The sequence below is a fragment of the Pseudoxanthomonas sp. LjRoot206 genome, assembly GCF_056175725.1.
On sequence record NZ_JBGFFI010000003.1, the window covers coordinates 395,190 to 413,263 of the forward strand.

16 protein-coding genes are annotated in these 18,074 nt (G+C 64.6%); 12 read left to right on the forward strand and 4 right to left on the reverse strand.

Annotated features, from left to right (window positions below):
- Position 1: 1 nt before the first annotated feature.
- The 3 genes from AC04MD_RS11075 to AC04MD_RS11085 are packed head-to-tail and all read left to right on the forward strand — an operon-like array spanning position 2 to position 2,367.
- Positions 2 to 811: an ABC transporter ATP-binding protein gene (locus tag AC04MD_RS11075; protein WP_475497325.1), complete on the forward strand. Its 810-nt coding sequence runs from the start codon at positions 2 to 4 to the stop codon at positions 809 to 811.
- 3 nt (positions 812 to 814) lie between these two features.
- The gene (locus AC04MD_RS11080; RefSeq protein WP_475497326.1) at positions 815 to 1,741 is read left to right on the forward strand and encodes an MlaD family protein; all 927 of its coding nucleotides are present in this window, start codon (positions 815 to 817) and stop codon (positions 1,739 to 1,741) included.
- Complete coding sequence (locus tag AC04MD_RS11085; protein ID WP_475497327.1) at positions 1,738 to 2,367, forward strand: ABC-type transport auxiliary lipoprotein family protein; 630 nt, start codon at positions 1,738 to 1,740, stop codon at positions 2,365 to 2,367. Before AC04MD_RS11080 ends, AC04MD_RS11085 begins: the two co-directional genes overlap by 4 nt.
- A gap of 13 nt (positions 2,368 to 2,380) precedes the next feature.
- Here AC04MD_RS11085 and AC04MD_RS11090 read toward each other — a convergent pair whose 3' ends face one another.
- Entirely contained in the window at positions 2,381 to 3,004 is a 624-nt protein-coding gene (locus AC04MD_RS11090; protein ID WP_475497328.1) for an alpha-ketoglutarate-dependent dioxygenase AlkB family protein, read from the reverse strand.
- 64 nt (positions 3,005 to 3,068) lie between these two features.
- On the opposite strand from AC04MD_RS11090, the gene AC04MD_RS11095 reads away from it, so the two are divergent.
- Both AC04MD_RS11095 and AC04MD_RS11100 read left to right on the forward strand, forming a co-directional pair.
- Entirely contained in the window at positions 3,069 to 4,697 is a 1,629-nt protein-coding gene (locus AC04MD_RS11095) for an electron transfer flavoprotein-ubiquinone oxidoreductase (RefSeq protein ID WP_475497329.1), read from the forward strand.
- A 7-nt stretch (positions 4,698 to 4,704) separates the two neighbouring features.
- A complete protein-coding gene (locus tag AC04MD_RS11100) occupies positions 4,705 to 6,777 on the forward strand; it encodes a glycoside hydrolase family 99-like domain-containing protein (RefSeq protein ID WP_475497330.1) in 2,073 nt (690 codons plus the stop codon).
- A 45-nt stretch (positions 6,778 to 6,822) separates the two neighbouring features.
- On the opposite strand, the gene AC04MD_RS11105 is transcribed toward AC04MD_RS11100, so the two are convergent.
- The 3 genes from AC04MD_RS11105 to AC04MD_RS11115 all read right to left on the reverse strand — a co-directional run bounded on the left by AC04MD_RS11105 (position 6,823) and on the right by AC04MD_RS11115 (position 10,732).
- A complete protein-coding gene (locus AC04MD_RS11105) occupies positions 6,823 to 9,189 on the reverse strand; it encodes a reprolysin-like metallopeptidase (protein WP_475497331.1) in 2,367 nt (788 codons plus the stop codon).
- A gap of 179 nt (positions 9,190 to 9,368) precedes the next feature.
- Positions 9,369 to 10,001, reverse strand: a complete 633-nt coding sequence (locus tag AC04MD_RS11110; protein ID WP_475497332.1) for a CoA transferase subunit B — start codon at positions 9,999 to 10,001, stop codon at positions 9,369 to 9,371.
- Positions 10,001 to 10,732, reverse strand: a complete 732-nt coding sequence (locus tag AC04MD_RS11115) for a CoA transferase subunit A (RefSeq protein WP_475497333.1) — start codon at positions 10,730 to 10,732, stop codon at positions 10,001 to 10,003. The genes AC04MD_RS11110 and AC04MD_RS11115 overlap by 1 nt, the downstream gene beginning before the upstream one ends.
- 112 nt (positions 10,733 to 10,844) lie before the next feature.
- Here AC04MD_RS11115 and AC04MD_RS11120 point away from each other — a divergent pair, with 112 nt between their 5' ends.
- The 7 genes from AC04MD_RS11120 to AC04MD_RS11150 all read left to right on the forward strand — a co-directional run bounded on the left by AC04MD_RS11120 (position 10,845) and on the right by AC04MD_RS11150 (position 18,074).
- Positions 10,845 to 11,777: an ATP-grasp domain-containing protein gene (locus AC04MD_RS11120; protein WP_475497334.1), complete on the forward strand. Its 933-nt coding sequence runs from the start codon at positions 10,845 to 10,847 to the stop codon at positions 11,775 to 11,777.
- 75 nt (positions 11,778 to 11,852) lie between these two features.
- Complete coding sequence (locus AC04MD_RS11125; protein WP_475497335.1) at positions 11,853 to 12,599, forward strand: electron transfer flavoprotein subunit beta/FixA family protein; 747 nt, start codon at positions 11,853 to 11,855, stop codon at positions 12,597 to 12,599.
- A complete protein-coding gene (locus AC04MD_RS11130) occupies positions 12,599 to 13,540 on the forward strand; it encodes an electron transfer flavoprotein subunit alpha/FixB family protein (protein ID WP_475497336.1) in 942 nt (313 codons plus the stop codon). Before AC04MD_RS11125 ends, AC04MD_RS11130 begins: the two co-directional genes overlap by 1 nt.
- Positions 13,541 to 13,553: 13 nt before the next feature.
- The gene (locus AC04MD_RS11135) at positions 13,554 to 14,546 is read left to right on the forward strand and encodes a lysylphosphatidylglycerol synthase transmembrane domain-containing protein (protein WP_475497337.1); all 993 of its coding nucleotides are present in this window, start codon (positions 13,554 to 13,556) and stop codon (positions 14,544 to 14,546) included.
- Between the two features lie 107 nt (positions 14,547 to 14,653).
- The gene (locus tag AC04MD_RS11140; protein ID WP_475497689.1) at positions 14,654 to 16,042 is read left to right on the forward strand and encodes a UbiA family prenyltransferase; all 1,389 of its coding nucleotides are present in this window, start codon (positions 14,654 to 14,656) and stop codon (positions 16,040 to 16,042) included.
- The gene (locus AC04MD_RS11145) at positions 16,042 to 17,361 is read left to right on the forward strand and encodes an FAD-binding oxidoreductase (RefSeq protein WP_475497338.1); all 1,320 of its coding nucleotides are present in this window, start codon (positions 16,042 to 16,044) and stop codon (positions 17,359 to 17,361) included. The genes AC04MD_RS11140 and AC04MD_RS11145 overlap by 1 nt, the downstream gene beginning before the upstream one ends.
- Positions 17,346 to 18,074: an SDR family oxidoreductase gene (locus tag AC04MD_RS11150; protein WP_475497339.1), complete on the forward strand. Its 729-nt coding sequence runs from the start codon at positions 17,346 to 17,348 to the stop codon at positions 18,072 to 18,074. Before AC04MD_RS11145 ends, AC04MD_RS11150 begins: the two co-directional genes overlap by 16 nt.

Genomic DNA, 18,074 nt, shown 5'->3' on the forward strand with positions numbered 1-18,074 from the left:
CATGTCCGAAGAATCGCCCATCATCCAGGTGCGCGGGCTGGTCAACCGCTTCGGCGAACAGACCGTGCATGAAAATCTCGACCTGGACGTGCGCCGCGGCGAGATCATCGGCGTGGTCGGCGGCTCCGGTACCGGCAAGTCGGTGCTGATGCGCTCGATCCTCGGCCTGCGCCAGCCCAACGAAGGGCAGATCACCGTGCTCGGCGAGGACGCGCGGTCGGAGGATCCCGCCGCGCGCCAGCACATCGAACGCAACACCGGCGTGCTGTTCCAGGACGGCGCGCTGTTCTCGTCGCTGACCGTGGGCGAGAACGTGCAGGTGCCGCTGAAGGAACATCACCCCGAGCTGCCCGACAGCTGGCGCTACGAGTTGGCGCTGCTGAAGGTCAAGCTGGCGGGCCTGCCCGCCGACGCGATCAACAAGCTGCCCTCGCAGCTGTCCGGCGGCATGCGCAAGCGTGCGGGCCTGGCGCGTGCGCTGGCGCTGGATCCGCCGCTGCTGTTCCTCGACGAACCCACGGCCGGCCTCGATCCGATCGGCGCGGCCGCGTTCGACCGGCTGATCAAGACGCTGCAGGAAGCGCTGGGCCTCACCGTATTCCTGATCACCCACGACCTCGACACGTTGTATGCGATCTGCGACCGCATCGCGGTGCTGGCCGACCAGCGGGTGATCACGGTGGCCCCGCTGTCCGAGGTCGAACAGTTCGACCATCCCTGGGTGCAGGAATACTTCCACGGTCCCCGCGCGCGCGCCGCGCGCGACGGAAAGCAGGCCCCCGGGCCCTTACACACGCAAACGGCGGTCTGATCCATGGAAACACGCGCCAACTACGTCCTCATCGGGGCCTTCACCCTCATCATCGCCGCGGCGCTGCTGCTGTTCGGCCTGTGGGCAGCGAAGTATTCGTCCGAGCGCACCTGGCAGGAGTACCAGGTGGTCTTCCGCGAAGCGGTCACCGGCCTGACCGTCGGCAGCCCGGTGCAGTACAACGGCATCGCGGTCGGTTCGATCACCAAGCTGTCGCTGGCGCCCAATGACCCGCGCCAGGTGATCGCGCGCATCCGCGTGGAGTCGTACACGCCGGTGAAGACGGACACCCGCGCCAAGCTGGCGATCACCAGCCTGACCGGCCCGACCATCATCCAGCTCAGCGGCGGCACGCCGCAGGCGCCGTCGCTGACCAGCGTGGACTCGCGCGAGGCACCGGTCATCCAGACCGCGCCGTCGGCGCTGCAGAACATCACCGATACCGCCAACCGCATCGTCGAGCGCCTGGACCAGATGCTCAGCGACAAGAATGTCGCCAGCATCACGGCCACGCTGGAGAATCTGGAGTCGATGAGCACCTCGCTGGCCAGCCGCGAGGACGGCGTCGAAGCCCTGATCGTCAGCGCGCGCGATGCCGCCCAGAACCTGGACAAGACCCTCACCACCACCAACGGCGCCATCGAGCGGCTGGACAAGAACCTGGTGCAGGAACTGCCGGGCATCCTGGACAAGCTTGAAACCACACTGGGCAAGCTGGACTCGGCCGCAGGCAACGCGGACGCGATCCTCGGTGAGAACCGCGCCGCCATCAACAGTTTCGCCAGCGACGGCCTGGGCCAGTTGGGACCCACGCTCACCGAACTGCGTGGCCTGGTGCGCGACCTGCGCCGGGTCAGCGACCGCCTCGAAGGCAATCCCGCGCGCTACCTGCTCGGCCGCGACGCACCCAAGGAGTTCGACCCGAAATGAAGCCGCTGCGCCTCACCTTCGCCCTCCCCTGCTTGCTTGCGCTGGCCGGCTGCTCGATCCTGGGCAGCGAGCAGCGCGACCCGGTCACCATCTACGCGCCGGATGTCCGGGTGGCGCCGCAGGCCGGCTGGCCGCAGGTGGACTGGACCCTGATCGTCGCCAAGCCGACGGCCGCGCGCGTGATCGACAGTCCCCGCATCAGCGTGCGGCCGATGCCCGGCGAACTGCAGGTCTACCGCGGCGTCTCGTGGGCATTGCCGGCGACCGACATGCTGCAGGATGCGGTACAGCGCACGCTGGAGGATTCCGGGCGCATCCCCGCCGTGGCCAGTGCCGATGCCGGCATCCTCGGCGAGTACAAGCTGGTCATGGACCTGCGCCGCTTCGAAGCCGACTACGCCGGCGGCGCGCTGCCGTCCGCCGTGGTCGAAGTGAACGCCAAACTGGTCAACAACCGCGGGCAGCGCGTCGTCGCGTCGCGCACGTTCCTGCAGCAGAAGCCGGCGAACAGCGTCGACGTGGCACAGGTGGCGATCGCTTTCGAGGAGGCGCTGGAAGCCGCCACCGCCGACATCGCCGGCTGGGTGCTGGTCTCCGGCAACAGCGATCCCAACGCCAACCGCTGAGCCGGGTGACGCGTCAGCGACGGCGCGCCGGATCGATCCAGCGGAACGTCAGGTTGATACGCGGCGCCACCGGCTTCGCCGTGCGTGGCAATGCGTGCCGATACAGGCGCTGGGTGTCGCCCGCCATCACCAGCAGGCTGCCATGCGGCAGCGTGACCGCCTGTTTGAGCGCCCCGTCCTGACGGTGTTTCAGCAGGAAGCGGCGTGCTCCGCCCACGCTGACCGAGGCGATGACCGGCTGCGGCCCCAGCGCCGGCTCGTCGTCGCTGTGCCACCCCATCGCGTCCTGCCCGCTGCGGTACAGATTGGCCAGTACGCTGTTGAAGGGCGTATCGAGCTCATCACTCAATCGCGCACGCAACGCAGATAGCACCTGCGTCCACGGATGCGGCGTGAAGTCCGCGCCTGAATAGCGGTACACCGCGTCTGCATCGCCGATCCATGCACTCAATCTCGGCGAATCGACGTGACGGCCGAATATCCGGATCCTGTGCACGCTCCAAGGCAGCGTCTGCCGCATCTCCTCGAACAGCGCGTCGGCCTCCACCGCCGTTAACCACGCAGGCCGATAGACCAGCCGTGCGCCGGGCAACGCAGCGTCCAGTCCATCCTCAGGCAGCGGCAACGGTATGGTCATCCCGTGATGCTCGCGGATTTGCCCCATCCCGCGCAAACCCCGAAAATACCGGGAGCCTAACGCCATGCTGGAGCCGAGCCCGATGTCCGATGTCGAACGCGATGTGATGGAGTACGACGTCGTCACCGTCGGCGCAGGGCCGTCCGGCCTCGCCTTCGCCATCCGGCTCAAGCAGCTGAATCCCGAGATCTCGGTCTGCGTGATCGAAAAGGCCAGCACCATCGGCGCGCATATCCTGTCCGGCGCGGTGATCGAACCGCAGCCGCTCGACGCGCTGCTGCCCGGCTGGCGCGACAACCCGCCGCCGGTCTGCGTGCCCGCCGCGGACGACGAATTCTGGTTCTTCAGCAAGGACGGCGGCCGCAAGTTTCCGATCGTGCCACCGGGCATGCGCAACCATGGCAACTTCATCGTGTCGCTGGGCGCGATGTGCGCCTGGCTGGCGCCGCAGGCCGAAGCGCTGGGCGTGGAGATCTATCCGGGCTTCGCTGCGTCCGAGACGCTGCACGACGACAATGGCACCGTCATCGGCGTGCGCATCGGCGACATGGGCATCGCGAAGGACGGCAGCCACAAGCCGGGCTACACGCAGGGCATCGACATCCGCGCCAAGGTCACCGTGCTCGCCGAGGGCGCGCGCGGCCACCTGACCAAGCGGCTGGTGAAGCGCTTCGCGCTGGACCAGGACAGCGATCCCCAAGCCTATTCGATCGGCATCAAGGAGCTGTGGCAGGTGCCGGAAGGCCGCGTCACGCCCGGCAAGATCGTGCACACGCTCGGTTGGCCGGCCAGCAACGACATCTACGGCGGCAGCTTCCTGTACCACCTGGAGAACAACCAGATCGCGCTGGGTTATGTCAGCGGCCTGGACTACAAGGATCCGGAGTACAAGCCGTGGGAGGCCTTCCAGCAGTGGAAGAACCACCCGCTGATCAAGCCGGTGCTGGACGGCGGCAGCATCCTGTCCGCCGGCGCGCGCGCCATCGTCACCGGTGGTTGGCAGTCATTGCCGAAGGTCGAGATGTCGGGCGCCCTGCTGATCGGCGACACTGCCGGTCTGCTCAACGTGCCGAAGATCAAGGGCACGCACCAGGCGATCCGCAGCGGCATGCTGGCCGCCGAGCATCTCGTGGCATCGCAGCTCGCACCCGAAGGGTTCGATGCGAAGTTGCGCGCCTCCGATGCAATGGCCGAGCTGAAGTCCGTCCGCAACATCAAGCCCGGCTTCAAGAAGGGCCTGTGGTTCGGCATGGCCAACGCCGCATGGGAAACCGCCGTCGGCGGCCTCTCGCCGTGGACGCTGAAGGTCAAACCCGACTGGTCGTCGCTCGACAAGGTCGGCGAGTACGAAGCACCCAAGCGCGACTACGTGGACCGTACGTTGGCGCCGCGCGACCGCCTGCAGGGCGTCTACTTCGCGGCCACCGAACACGACGAGGACCAGCCCGTGCACCTGCGCGTGCACGACACCTCCGTCTGCGTCAGCCGCTGCGCGGACGAATACGACAACCCCTGCACGCGCTTCTGCCCGGCCGGCGTCTACGAGATCGTCGACGACGGCGAAGGCAAGCGCCTGCAGATCAACGCAGCCAACTGCGTGCACTGCAAGACCTGCGACATCAAGGACCCCTACCAGATCATCGACTGGGTGACGCCGGAAGGCGGCTCGGGGCCGAACTACCAGAACCTGTAGGAACTCTGTGCAGAACCCCCTGTCCCGCCGCCTGCGTACCACGCTGTTCTATGCGCTGCGGACCGCCTTCCGCCTGACGCCGATGCCGCAGGGCACGCGCGATCGGCTACGCGAACGTTTCCTGGATACGAAGGGGCACTGGGTTCCCGAAGGGCCGAAGGGCCTGGCGCCAAAGGGCGACCTGCCGCGCCGACCCTATGTCCGCTCCGACGAGCGCGCGATCGGCTACGTGCCTTATCAGAAGGGCGAACTGCCCGATCCGCTACCCGCCACGCTCGTTGCGTTCTACCTGCCACAGTTCCACACCATTCCCGAGAACGACGAGTGGTGGGGCAAAGGCTTCACCGAATGGCGCAACGTAACCCGTGCCCTGCCCCAGTTCGAAGGTCATTACCAGCCCAAACTGCCGGGCGACCTCGGCTTCTACGACCTGCGCAATGTCGAGGTCATGCACGAGCAGGCACGCCTCGCCCGCGAGTATGGCATCAGCGCGTTCTGTTTCTACTTCTACTGGTTCGGCGGCAAGACCCTACTGGAAACCCCGCTTCGCAACTGGCTCAACGACAAGACCATCGACCTCAAGTTCTGCCTGTGCTGGGCGAACGAGAAGTGGACGCGCACCTGGGATGGGCGCGGTGACGAGATCCTGATCGATCAGAAGCATTCTCCCGAGGACGACATCGCATTCATTGAGCATGTCGCCGAGTACATGCGGGATCCGCGCTATCTGCGGGCGGATGGCAAACCGATACTGGTGATATACAGACCAGGTGTTTTCGAACTAATGGAAGTCACAGCGCTACGGTGGCGCGATTACTGCAGACGACAGGGCATCGGTGAGATTCACTTGGCCTACGTCCAGAGTTTCGAGCGTCCAAGGCCCAATGACATTGGATTCGATGCTGCGATTGAGTTCCCACCGAACTCCAGCACCTCTTCCGTCACCACCAGCAAGGTTTCTTTGCTCAATGATTTATATGCAGGAACCACTCTCGACTGGCGCGAGATGGCGGAAAGCTTCATACGGAAGCCGCAGCCTGATTACCTGCTTCATCGTGGGATCAATGTAGGGTGGGATAACGAGGCAAGGAGGCCGGGGGGCGGGAGGACGTATACCGGATTCTCGAACTATGAGTACTACCGATGGCTGAAAGAGATGATCTCTTCCTCTTCGGACAGCAGGTCGGCGCCCATTGCTTTCATAAACGCCTGGAACGAGTGGGCTGAAGGCGCTCTGCTCGAACCGGATGCCCGATGGGGCTACGCGAGTCTGGATGCTACGCGGGCAGCCCTATCTTCAACTGCGGTAGCGCATTCCAAGTCCCGACCGATATCTCGCGTTCATGTTGTGATCCATGCTTGGCATCTAGGCGTACTTTCTGGACTCTTGGAGCGCGTGGGGAACGCTTTACCTCACTCTCAGATTACGATTACAACCACGCGTGAGAAAGAGGCTTCCGTTCTGGAGATCCTTGCTGCGTTGCAGGTCCATGCGGAAGTGCAGGTACACGAGAATCGTGGTCGAGACATCCTTCCCTTCCTGCGTGTAGCCAGCAAACTCTTAGTCACTGACGTCGATTGGATACTCAAACTGCACACGAAAGTGTCTCCACACCTCACGACCGGCCATGCGTGGCGCGAAGAACTCGTCGACTCACTTCTGCCGTTTGGTATAGAGGGCGGCATCGAGGACCGCTTGGCTATCATCCCCAATGTCGGACTGGTGAGCGCCGACAATCATTTGCTCAGAGTCGCGGACTATATTGGAGCAAATCTCGAGTGGCTATCCAAGACGGCGTCTCGCACCGGTATAGAGCTACGGTCGGCCCTAGACAGCCACTTCCCCGCCGGGTCCATGTTCTGGATTCGCCCTTGCTGCATAAACTCACTTGTAACAGGCGCCATCGAAGAATCAGATTTCGCGAAGGAGAGCGGGCAGAAGGACGGCACTATGGCGCACGCCGTGGAGCGTTTCTTTGGTAGCGCGACTGAGCTTGCTGGCCTTGGCGCAGCTGAAATGCACACGATAGTAGGGCGGGACAAGGTAGCCGTGCGAGGACGGTTTCGGTATGCCAAATAAACAAGGGCCCCGAACAGGGGCCCTTTTGACCATAAACGACGTAGATCAGTTCGTCGCACCGGTCGGCATCAAATCAAACTCCCAGTCAGCGCCGGATCCGACTGCATACAGCACGGTCGCCTGGTTCGCCAAGAATGACTGAAAGTTATTGGCGCCATTCATAACATGAACTTCAACGCGCCCCGATCCTCCTTGGCGATTGATTGCATACAGATCAGGGGTGCCATCTCGATTGTAGTCGCCCACCCTAAAGTTCCACCGGTTGTCGGTGCCGGTCTGATGAAGCGTCGAAGCCACATTGGCGAGATAAGACGCGTAGTTGTTAGCACCATTCATCACATGAACTTCCGTCCTATCGGAAGCGCCGGTCTTCTTCACCACATACACATCGGGCTTGCCGTCGCCGTTGTAATCGGCGACATCAAACTCCCAGCCATAATCGGTACCGGTCACAGGCAGTATAGAAGCTGCATTTGCCAAGAACGTCTGGAAGCTATTCGCACCATTCATCACGTGCACTTCCGTCCTCCCAGAACCGCCGGTCCGATTGATCGCATACAGATCAGGACGATTGTCGCCGTTATAGTCGCCAAGACGGAAAATCCAGCGATTGTCGGCGCCCGTCTGATGAAGAACGGTCGTGGTATTGACCAAGAATGACGAATAGCCGTTGGCTCCATTCAGCACGTGCACTTCAGTCTTGCCGGACGCACCCGTTTTCGCGACCAGGTACATGTCAGTGACGCCGTCGCCATTGTAGTCGCCGAACAAAAATGCCCAGGACTTGTCAGAGCCTGTCGGATACATGCCGGTCGCGACGTTCCGCGTATAAGATTGGAATCCGTTCGTACCGTTGATCGAATGCAGTTCGGTCTTCCCGGATGCACCGCCTGCCTTTCTGATGACGGCAACGTCTGCGGCCGACGAGAAAGGGACGACCGTGGCACGGAACTGCGCCACGATCGGGATCGTCTGATTCAAGCTGCGCGCATTGTCTTCGCTGTTCGCAACGCCGCATGCCAGATTACCGGCGCCGCCGCAAGTGCTCTTGAGCGGCGTGGAGAAGATACGGTGGGCGATCTGGCCAGTATCGCCATACGCCATCACAGTGTAGAAATTGCCGGCGGCAGCGGCGGTCTTGTAGCCGAAGGAATACGGGAAGCGGCCGTACTGCAACGCGCCACCCGTCGTCGTGGAATTGGCGCGGTCATGCGCCGAGCCCATCAAGTGAGCCGCTTCGTGTACCAGCGTCTCGTCAGCGCAGTAATACGTCTTGCCATCCGTACCCGTGTCATAACCATCGCTGATGACGGCGTACCCCCAAGCAGCGTCCGCCGAGGTGATAGCCGTCTGGTTCGCCCCGTTCAACCACGCGATGCCGCAGCCTTCGTTTTCCGGCGTATTGAACTTGCGCACCAGCACCGCGATGTCCGCACCGTACTGGTCGCGCGCGGTCCGCAGGGGCGCCAGGCTCGCGGGAATCGTCACAGGCGAATTGCCCGTGCTGCCGGTCAGCTCCTGGAGTGCCGTTTGGTTAGTGTTGGTGTTGGTGTAGCTCACCTGCAGCGTGTTCACGATGCGCAGGTAGCCGTTGATGTCGCTGTTCGCGAAGGCCTGGTTGCCCACCTGGACCAGATAGACCAGACGCGTGGCGGCACCGGAGGCGCCTCCGTTCGCAGCGGCGAACTCGGGGGTGTAGCCAACCGCGACGTCGACCGTATTGGCGGCGCTCGGCGGCGCGGCCTGTGCGACGGCCGTCGCACCCTGGCTCACCTGGGCGGACTGGCTGACAGCGGCCGCCATGGACGAGCGCAGCGTGGCGGCCTCGGGAATCATCACGTCCTCATGGCCCTTCGTCGCCGACACCAGCTTGGAGGGATCGGTCTGGACGGCGAACACAGTGCCGTTGCGGGTCTGCAGGCTCAAGGCCGGCTTGCCGTTGGCCTGCGGAATCGAGCCGAACACGGCTTTCTCGCCGAACGTGATGATGGCTTCCTGCATCTGGTCGCCACCGACCACGCGGCCGATCCAGGTCCAGTTGCCGTCGATCTCTTCGACATGACGCTCGTAGCGCAGCTTGACCTGGCTGCCATCGGGCGACGGCACCGTCATCTCACCGGCCGCGATGCCCTTGAAGGCATGCGCCTCGCTGATGGACGTCGGGAACCAGGTGTACGCACCTTCCTGCTTGGTGGGCGTGGCCTTGTTGGGGTAGGACAACAGCGCACCGCGGTCGGGTGCATTCGCGATGGACGCACCGATGGCACGGGCCAGCGGGAGGGACGTCGGCAGGCTGCCGGTCGCCTTGCTCGCAGCAACACCACGCATCCCTGCCATGCCCGATTCGGGGCTTTCTCCACTGCACCCGGCCAAAACCAACATCAAGGCGCAAGCGCCGACCCGGAGTTTCATACGTACGCCTCTGAGAAAAAACGGATAGAGCCCCTGAACTGACACTATAGCCCAGCCACCCGGCCACAAAACAGCCAACAGGTTCCCTTCTCCGCGTTATCGGCCGGAAAACGTACAGCTGAAAGTCAGGCGTGCAATCCGCCGCATGGCAACCGGACTTGCGTCACGCCTTTGGATGCTCAGGCGACCTTGAAAGGCACGCCGGTCTTCGCGGCCAGTTCCGCTTCGGTCACGCCATCGGCCATCTCGACGAGCGCTAGCCCCTCATCGGTCACATCGAACACCGCCAGGTCCGTGATGATCCTGTCAACGACGCCCACGCCGGTCAGCGGCAGATCGCACTGGGGAAGGATCTTGTGGCTGCCGTCCTTCGCCACGTGCTCCATCAGCACCACGATGCGCTTGACGCCGGCCACCAGGTCCATGGCACCGCCCATGCCCTTGACCATCTTGCCGGGAACCATCCAGTTGGCCAGGTCGCCCTGGTCGGTCACCTGCATGGCGCCCAGGACGGCGAGGTCGATGTGACCGCCCCGGATCATCGCGAACGAGTCGTGGCTGCCGAAGTAGCTGGCGCCGGCGCGGGCGGTGACCGTCTGCTTGCCGGCGTTGATCAGGTCGGCGTCGACCTCGTCTTCGGCCGGGAACGGGCCGATGCCGAGCAGGCCGTTCTCGGACTGCAGCCAGACGTCCACGCCGACCGGGATGTGGTTGGCGACCAGGGTCGGGAGGCCGATGCCCAGGTTGACGTAGGCGCCATCGGTCAATTCGCGGGCGGCGCGCTGCGCCATCTCATCGCGGGTCCAGGGCATCACTTGCCTCCTTGGTGGACGGTGCGCTGCTCGATGCGCTTCTCGGGGGTCGGGTTGTGGACGATGCGGTCCACGTAGATGCCGGGCAGGTGGACATGGTCTGGATCGATCGCACCGACCTCGACGACCTCCTCCACCTCCGCGATGCAGACCTTGCCCGCCATGGCGCAGGCCGGATTGAAGTTGCGAGCCGTCTTGCGGAACACCAGGTTGCCGGCCTTGTCGGCCTTCCATGCCTTGACCAGCGACACGTCGGCGCTGAGGGCGGTTTCCAAGACGTACCAGTGTTCGCCGAACTGGCGGGTCTCCTTGCCTTCTGCCACCACGGTGCCGTAGCCGGTGCGGGTGAAGAACGCGGGGATGCCCGCGCCGCCGGCACGCAGGCGTTCGGCCAGCGTGCCCTGCGGGTTGAACTCCAGCTCCAGCTCGCCCGAGAGGAACTGGCGCTCGAACTCCTTGTTCTCGCCCACGTAGGACGAAATCATCTTCCTGATCTGGCGCGTCTCCAGCAGCAGCCCCAGGCCGAAACCATCCACGCCGGCGTTGTTGGAAATGGCGGTCAGGCCGGTCGCGCCACTGTCGCGCAGGGCGCCGATCAAGGCCTCAGGGATGCCGCACAGGCCGAAGCCTCCGACCGCCAGCGTCTGGCCATCGGCCACCACGCCCTGCAGCGCTGCCGCCGCACTGGAATAGAGCTTCTGCTTGCCTCCGGAGCCGGGGTTACCCGCCATGGCGCGATCCATTCGATGAGGAAAGCGCCATTCTACCCAGCGCCTCGCGGCCGACACAGGTACTTTCGTGCAATGGGAATCGCGCGCATGGCGTGCGCGTACACTGGCAGGCATGAAGACCCTCGCCCTCGTCACGGCCGTGGCCGCCTCCAGCCACGACGACGATCTCGTGCCGCTGCTCGATGCCTGCGCGGACGCCGGACTGCACGCCCGTGCCGTGGCATGGGACGATCCGACCGTCAGCTGGGCCCGGTTCGACGCCGCGCTGCTGCGCTCGCCCTGGGACTACACGGAACGCCTGCCCGAGTTCCTCGCCTGGTGCGTGCAGGTCGATCGGGTCACCGAGCTCCTCAACCCGCTCAATGTGGTGCGCTGGAACACCGACAAGCACTACCTGGCGGATCTGGCGACCGTCGGCATTCCGGTGGTGCCCACGCACTTCGTGGAGCCGGACGCCGAGCCGATGGAGGCCTTGGCGGCGTTCCTCGCCACCTTCGATACGGCCGAGTTCGTGGTCAAGCCGACCGTCAGCGCCGGCGCCCGCGACACCCAGCGCTACGCCCGAGACCAGCAATTCGCCGCCGGCAACCATGTTGCGCGCCTGCTCGACCAGGAACGCAGCGTGATGCTGCAGCCCTATCTGGCCTCGGTCGACCGCAGTGGCGAGACAGCGCTGCTCTACTTCGACGGGCAGTTCAGCCACGCCATCCGCAAGGCGGCCCAGCTCGCGCCCGGCGAAGGCGCGCGGCAAGCCCCGATGGCGCTGGGCGACATCGCGACCGGCAGCGCCACGGCCGCCGAACAGGCCCTGGCCGAACGCGTGCTCGCCGCGACGGCACGGCTGAGGCAACTCGAATCCCCACTTGCGTACGCCCGGGTCGACCTGCTGGCCGACGCCGCCGGCGAGCCTTGCCTGCTGGAACTCGAACTGACCGAGCCCTCCCTGTTCTTCGCCCAGGCGCCCGGCAGCGCCGTAAGGTTGGCTGGTCTGCTTGCGGCACGTCTGGCAGACGGTACCGTACGGGCTCGCATGGACCCGGCCTGACGGCTAAAATCGGCGTTCTGTCCTCGGTCTGCCGCCGCGACCGGGTCTCACCGCTCCTACAGGAATCCCCGCAGGATGAAGATTCTCGTCGCCTACAAGCGCGTGGTGGACTACAACGTCCGCATCCAGGTCAAGCCGGACGGGTCCGGCGTGGTCACCGACGGCGTCAAGCTGTCGCCCAACCCCTTCGACGAAATCGCGCTGGAAGAAGCCCTGCGCCTGCGCGACAAGGGCGTCGCCACCGAGGTCATCGTTGCCACCATCGCGCCCGCCGATGCCCAGGCCCATCTGCGCAACGGCCTGGCCATGGGTGCCAACCGTGCGATCCACGTGGTCACCGACCAGGCCATCCAGCCGCTGACCGCCGCCCGCACCCTGCTCAAGCTGGTGGAGAAGGAAGCGCCCGACCTGGTGATCCTGGGCAAGCAGGCCATCGACGACGATGCCAACCAGACCGGCCAGATGCTGGCCACGCTGTGGGGCCGCCCGCAGGCGACCTTCGCCGGCAAGCTGGACATCGCCGACGGCAAGGCCACGGTGGTGCGCGAAGTCGACGCCGGCCTGGAAACGCTGGACATCGACCTGCCCGCCGTCGTCACCACCGACCTGCGCCTCAACGAGCCGCGCTTCATCAAGCTGCCGGACATCATGAAGGCCAAGAGCAAGCCGCTGGAAACGCTGCAGCTGGCCGAGCTGGGCGTCGACGCCGCCGACACGCACAAGACCACGCACTACGCCCCGCCTGCCAAGCGCAGCAAGGGCATCATGGTGAAGGACGCGGCCGAACTGGTCGCCGCACTCAAGCAGAAGGGGTTGCTGTAATGGCCAAGGTTCTCGTCATCGCCGAACACCTGGACGGCAAGCTCAACGCCTCCACCGCCAAGACCGTCAGCGCCGCTGCGGCCGTGAACGCCGACGCCATCGACGTGGTGGTGCTGGCGGCCGACCCGACCGCTGTCGCCGCCGAGGCCGCGCAGATCGCGGGCGTTACGAAGGTGCTGGCCGTGGCCAACGCCGCCAACGCGAACGCCATCGCCCAGGTACTCGCTCCGCAGATCGCCAAGCTCGCCGCGGGCTATACGCATGTGTTCGCCCCGTCGACCACCTTCGGCAAGGACCTGCTGCCCTGCGTGGCTGCGCTGCTCGGCGTCAACCAGGTCTCGGACCTGATGGCCGTTGAAGGTGCGCACACCTTCAAACGCCCGATCTACGCCGGCAACGCGATCATCACCGTCGACGTTCCCGCCGACCAGACCGTGGTCGCCACCGTGCGTACGGCCTCCTGGCCGGAAGCCGCCAAGGGCGGCAGCGCGGCGGTCGAAGCCGTCAGCGTGGATGCCGCACTACTGACGCACACCCGCTACGTCGGCCTCGCCGCGGGCAAGTCGGATCGTCCCGACCTGCAGAGCGCGAAGCGTGTCGTTTCCGGCGGCCGCGGCGTCGGCTCGGCCGACAACTTCAAGGTCATCTATGCGCTGGCCGACAAGCTGGGCGCCGCCGTCGGCGCCTCGCGTGCCGCCGTCGACGCCGGCTACGTGCCGAACGAACTGCAGGTCGGCCAGACCGGCAAGATCATCGCCCCCGAACTGTATGTCGCCGTCGGCATCTCCGGCGCCATCCAGCACCTGACCGGCATCAAGGACGCCGGCACGATCGTGGCGATCAACAAGGACGGCGAAGCGCCGATCTTCGAGATCGCGGATATCGGGCTGGTGGGGGACTTGTTTGCTCTGTTGCCGGAATTGGAAGCGGCGCTGGGCTGAGCTCGCCGCCACGATGCCAGTAAAGGCGCCCCAGAGCGCAGGCAGGAAGAAATCACGCGATCCCGGCTGGCACTCGGCCGGGATCGTTCTTCTGATCGTCGTTGCGTATTGCGCCACTCTATGGTGGTTGGACCGAAGTAACGGTACTTTCCAGCGACTTTCTAGCGCCTGGCATTGGCTGCTCTTCGCGGTGGCGCCCGTCTTCGCTACGTACCTGTTGCGCTTCTGGCGCTGGCACTGGCTGCTGCGTCGGAATGGTCATCAGGTGCCCGGTGCCCGCGGCCTCTGCGCCTATCTGGCCGGCTTCGCACTGACGGCAACGCCGGGCAAGGCGGGGGAACTCATGCGCATGCGCTACTTCAGTCGCATGGGCGTACCTGCGGCAGGGACGCTGGCGACATTCGTCTTCGAGCGCGCGTGCGACCTGCTCGTCATTCTTGTGCTGTCGCTGGCGGCAGCGCGTCTCTTCCCCGGACTGGCAACGCTGGCCTGCATCGTGCTGGCCTTCGTACTCCTGCTGTTCGCTACCGCACGATGGCGCACGATGCAGGACGTGATCGAACGCGCCATCGCGCGCATCCCTGTCTTCTGGCTGAGATGCGCTTGCGTATTCGCGCTTTCGGCGGCGCGCGGGCTGGACAGCTATCTCGATGCGCGCACGCTCGGAATGGGGTTGGGGATCGGCGTACTGGCCTGGGGGCTTACGTCAGCGGTCTTCATGGGCGTCTGTAGCGGATTCGGTGTGAACATCGACCCGCTGCTCGCGTTCGGTATCTACCCTCTCGCCATGCTGGTGGGTGCGATGTCCTTCATCCCGGGCGGCGTCGGCACCACCGAGCTGGCGATCGTGCTGATGCTCAACCGCCTCGGCGTCAACACGGGAGAAGCGCTTGCGGTCGCGGTCGGTACCCGCCTGGTAACCTTGTGGTTCGCGACCGGCGTCGGTGGAATCGCAGTGCTCCTGCTGGAAAGAACCGGCATCCGTGGCGACAGCGATCCACACTGAGTGCGCGGGTATAATCGCCCGACCGCAACGGATCGCAGGCAGAAATGTCCTTCCCCCAGTCCTCCACCCAGCCCCCACCCGCAGGGGCCTTGACCCGCGCGCTTTGCGTGGATCTTGACGGGACGCTGCTCAATTCAGACATTCTCTACGAGTCGTTGCTGGCGCTTCTTGCGCGCAACCCACTTTACGTTTTCATGCTTCCGCTATGGCTGCTTCGCGGCAAAGCCGCCCTGAAGCGCGAGCTTGCGTCGCGCGTCCAACTCGATGTCGAGACGCTGCCCTACAACGCAAAGGTGCTGGAACTTCTTTCCACGACCGAACAACGTCCACGCGTGCTGTGCACGGCATCCGACGCGCTGCTTGTGGAGCCCATCGCCCGGCATCTCGGCTTGTTCGAACAGGTCATCGCCAGCGATGGAAAGCGCAACCTGTCCGGCCGCGCGAAGGCAGCCGCACTGGTTGAGGAGTTCGGCGACTCCAACTTCGATTACGCGGGCAATGGCAACGTGGACCTGCACGTCTGGGAGAAGGCTTCGGGCGGCTGGGTCGTGAACAATGGCGACTCGCTTGCGAAAGCAGCCGCACGTCGCACGCAGGTGCATGCGCACTGGCCCTCGACGCCCAGGCTCCAGGAATGGTTGCGTGCACTGCGATTGCACCAGTGGTTGAAGAACCTCCTCGTCTTCGTACCTCTGCTCACTGCCCACCGTTTCATGGAGGCGGAATCAGTGATGCAGTCAGTCATCGCGCTGGTGTCCTTCGGACTCGTGGCTTCGGGCGTGTACGTCCTGAATGACCTGCTCGACCTGTCCCCCGACCGTCAACATCCGCGCAAACGCCGTAGGCCCTTTGCCGCCGGGACACTTCCACTACTGCACGGCTTGATGGCCGCGCCCATGCTCACGCTGGCGGGTCTCCTGCTGTCGCTGGCGTGCAATGTCCAGTTCACCTTGGTCTTGTTGGCGTACTACGTCATGACGCTGGCCTATTCACTCAGACTGAAGCGGGTCGTCATGGTCGACGTCGTCCTGCTGGCCGCGCTGTATACCGTGCGAATCATCGGTGGCACAGTAGCCATCGCCGCGAGTCTGTCTTTCTGGCTGTTGGCCTTCTCAATGTTCATCTTTCTGTCGCTCGCGCTGCTGAAGCGATACACCGAACTGCATTCGATGCTTTCCAGCGGCAAGACCAAGGCCAGCGGTCGCGGCTATTCGGTCGAGGACCTGCCGCTCCTGCAATCGCTGGGTTCGGCGGCCGGCTACATCGCGGTGATGGTCATGGCGCTCTACATCGACAGCCCGCAAAGCGTTGCGCTCTACAGCAATCCCAAGCTGCTGTGGCTGGTCTGTCCAATCTTGCTGTATTGGGTGAGCCGCATATGGGTCATTGCCCATCGCGGCGACATGCACGATGACCCCATCGTCTTCGCCGCCACCGACAGGGTGAGCCAAGTGGTCGTAGTGTTGTGCAGCCTTTTTGCGCTGAGCGCGATCTGATGGCGGAGCCAGGGCAATCCTGGGGTAGGTATCCGCGGGCACGGCAGTCCGTGTACCGGCTGCACGACCGTGCCGCATCGCTTCCCGCTTTCGATGGCACGGCGCTTCCCCGTGGGAACGGGCGAAGCTACGGCGATAGTTGCCTGAATCCCGACGGCAGCCTGCTGGACGCGACCGGATTGGATCGCTTCATCTCGTTCGATCCGGGCACCGGCGTGCTTCGCTGCGAAGCGGGCGTCAGCCTGGATGCCATCATCCAACTTGTGCTTCCACAGGGTTGGTTCCTCCCTGTCACACCGGGGACTCGCTACGTCACTGTCGGTGGCGCCGTCGCCAACGATGTGCATGGCAAGAACCACCATCGGGCTGGCAGCTTCGGCCACCATCTCCGGTGCTTCGAACTGTTGCGCAGCGATGGCTCCCGGCGCGTGTGCGGGCCCGGCGACGATGGTTGGTTCGCCGCGACGGTGGGGGGGCTTGGCCTTACCGGCATGATCACGTGGGCGGAGATCCAGCTGCGTCGCGTCCCAGGCAGCGCGATGGAGACGGAGAATATCCGGTTCGGCGGCCTGGACGAGTTCTTCGCGTTATCGGCGGACTCTGCGACAGCCCACGAATACAGTGTTGCGTGGATCGACTGTCTGGCCCAGGGGAAGTCGCGGGGGCGCGGACATTTCACCCGCGCCGACCATGCCCCTGGCTTGCCTGCAGAGCGTCCCTCAGCCCCCAAGAGTCGGTGGACGATGCCGTTCACTCCCCCGGTTTCGCTCGTCAACCGGCTGTCGCTACGACCCTTCAATGCCGCGTACTACTGGCGCCAGCCATCGGTGCGGCGCCGCAGCGTCAGCCATTTGCTGCCGTTCTTCTACCCATTGGACGGGATCCGGGAATGGAACAGGATGTACGGCCCCGCCGGCTTCCTGCAGTACCAGTGCGTGCTACCGCCCGCACAGTCCCGGGCAGGGATCGCCGCGCTGCTGACGGAGATCGCACGTAGCGGTTCCGGTTCATTCCTTGCCGTACTGAAGGAATTCGGCAACACGATTTCACCAGGCATCCTGTCATTTCCCCGCCCCGGCACGACGCTGGCGCTCGACTTCCCCAACACTGGCGAATCCCTGTTCCGGTTGCTGGAACGCCTCGACCGCGTCGTCGACGAGGCAGGGGGTGCCGTCTATCCCGCCAAAGATGCCCGTCTTCAGCCATCCTCGTTCCGACGGGCATTCCCTCGCTGGGGCGAGATGGACGAATTCCTCGATCCACGATTCTCATCCGGCTTCTGGCGCCGGGTCACGGAGCAGACATGCAACGCATCTTGATCATCGGCGCGACGTCGGCTATCGCAGAAGCCACCGCCCGCGTGTACGCCGCACGAGGAGCGGCGATCCATCTCCTTGGCCGCGACGGCCCGCGCCTCGATGCGATCGCCGCCGATCTATCCACTCGCGGCGGCCGTGCCACCGCCGCGATCCTCGACGTCAACGCCCTGGATGCGCATGCATCAGTCCTTGATGCGGCATGGAATATCCTCGGTGATGTCGACGTAGCACTGATCGCCCATGGCACCCTTCCCGATCAGGAGGCGTGTGACGGATCCGTCGCCCTGTCGTTGCAGGAGTTCGCCACCAACGGAACGTCGACCATCGCGTTGTCCGCGTCGCTGGCGCAGCGACTCCGGTCCGGCGCCACGTTGGCGGTGATTTCCTCCGTCGCCGGCGACCGCGGTCGCGCCAGCAATTACCTCTACGGCAGCGCCAAGGCAGCCGTCAGTGCCTACCTCAGCGGGCTCGGCCAGCGCCTGCGTCCGACGGGCGTCAACGTGCTGACGATCAAGCCTGGTTTTGTCGATACTCCGATGACGGCGAGCTTCAAGAAAGGCGCCCTGTGGGCCACGCCCGAGGCGGTCGCGAACGGCATCGTGCGCGCGATCGGGCGACGAAAGGCGGTGGCCTACCTCCCGGCCTTCTGGTGGGCGATCATGCTCGTCATCAAGTCCATACCCGAATTCGTATTCCGCAGGATCAAACTCTGA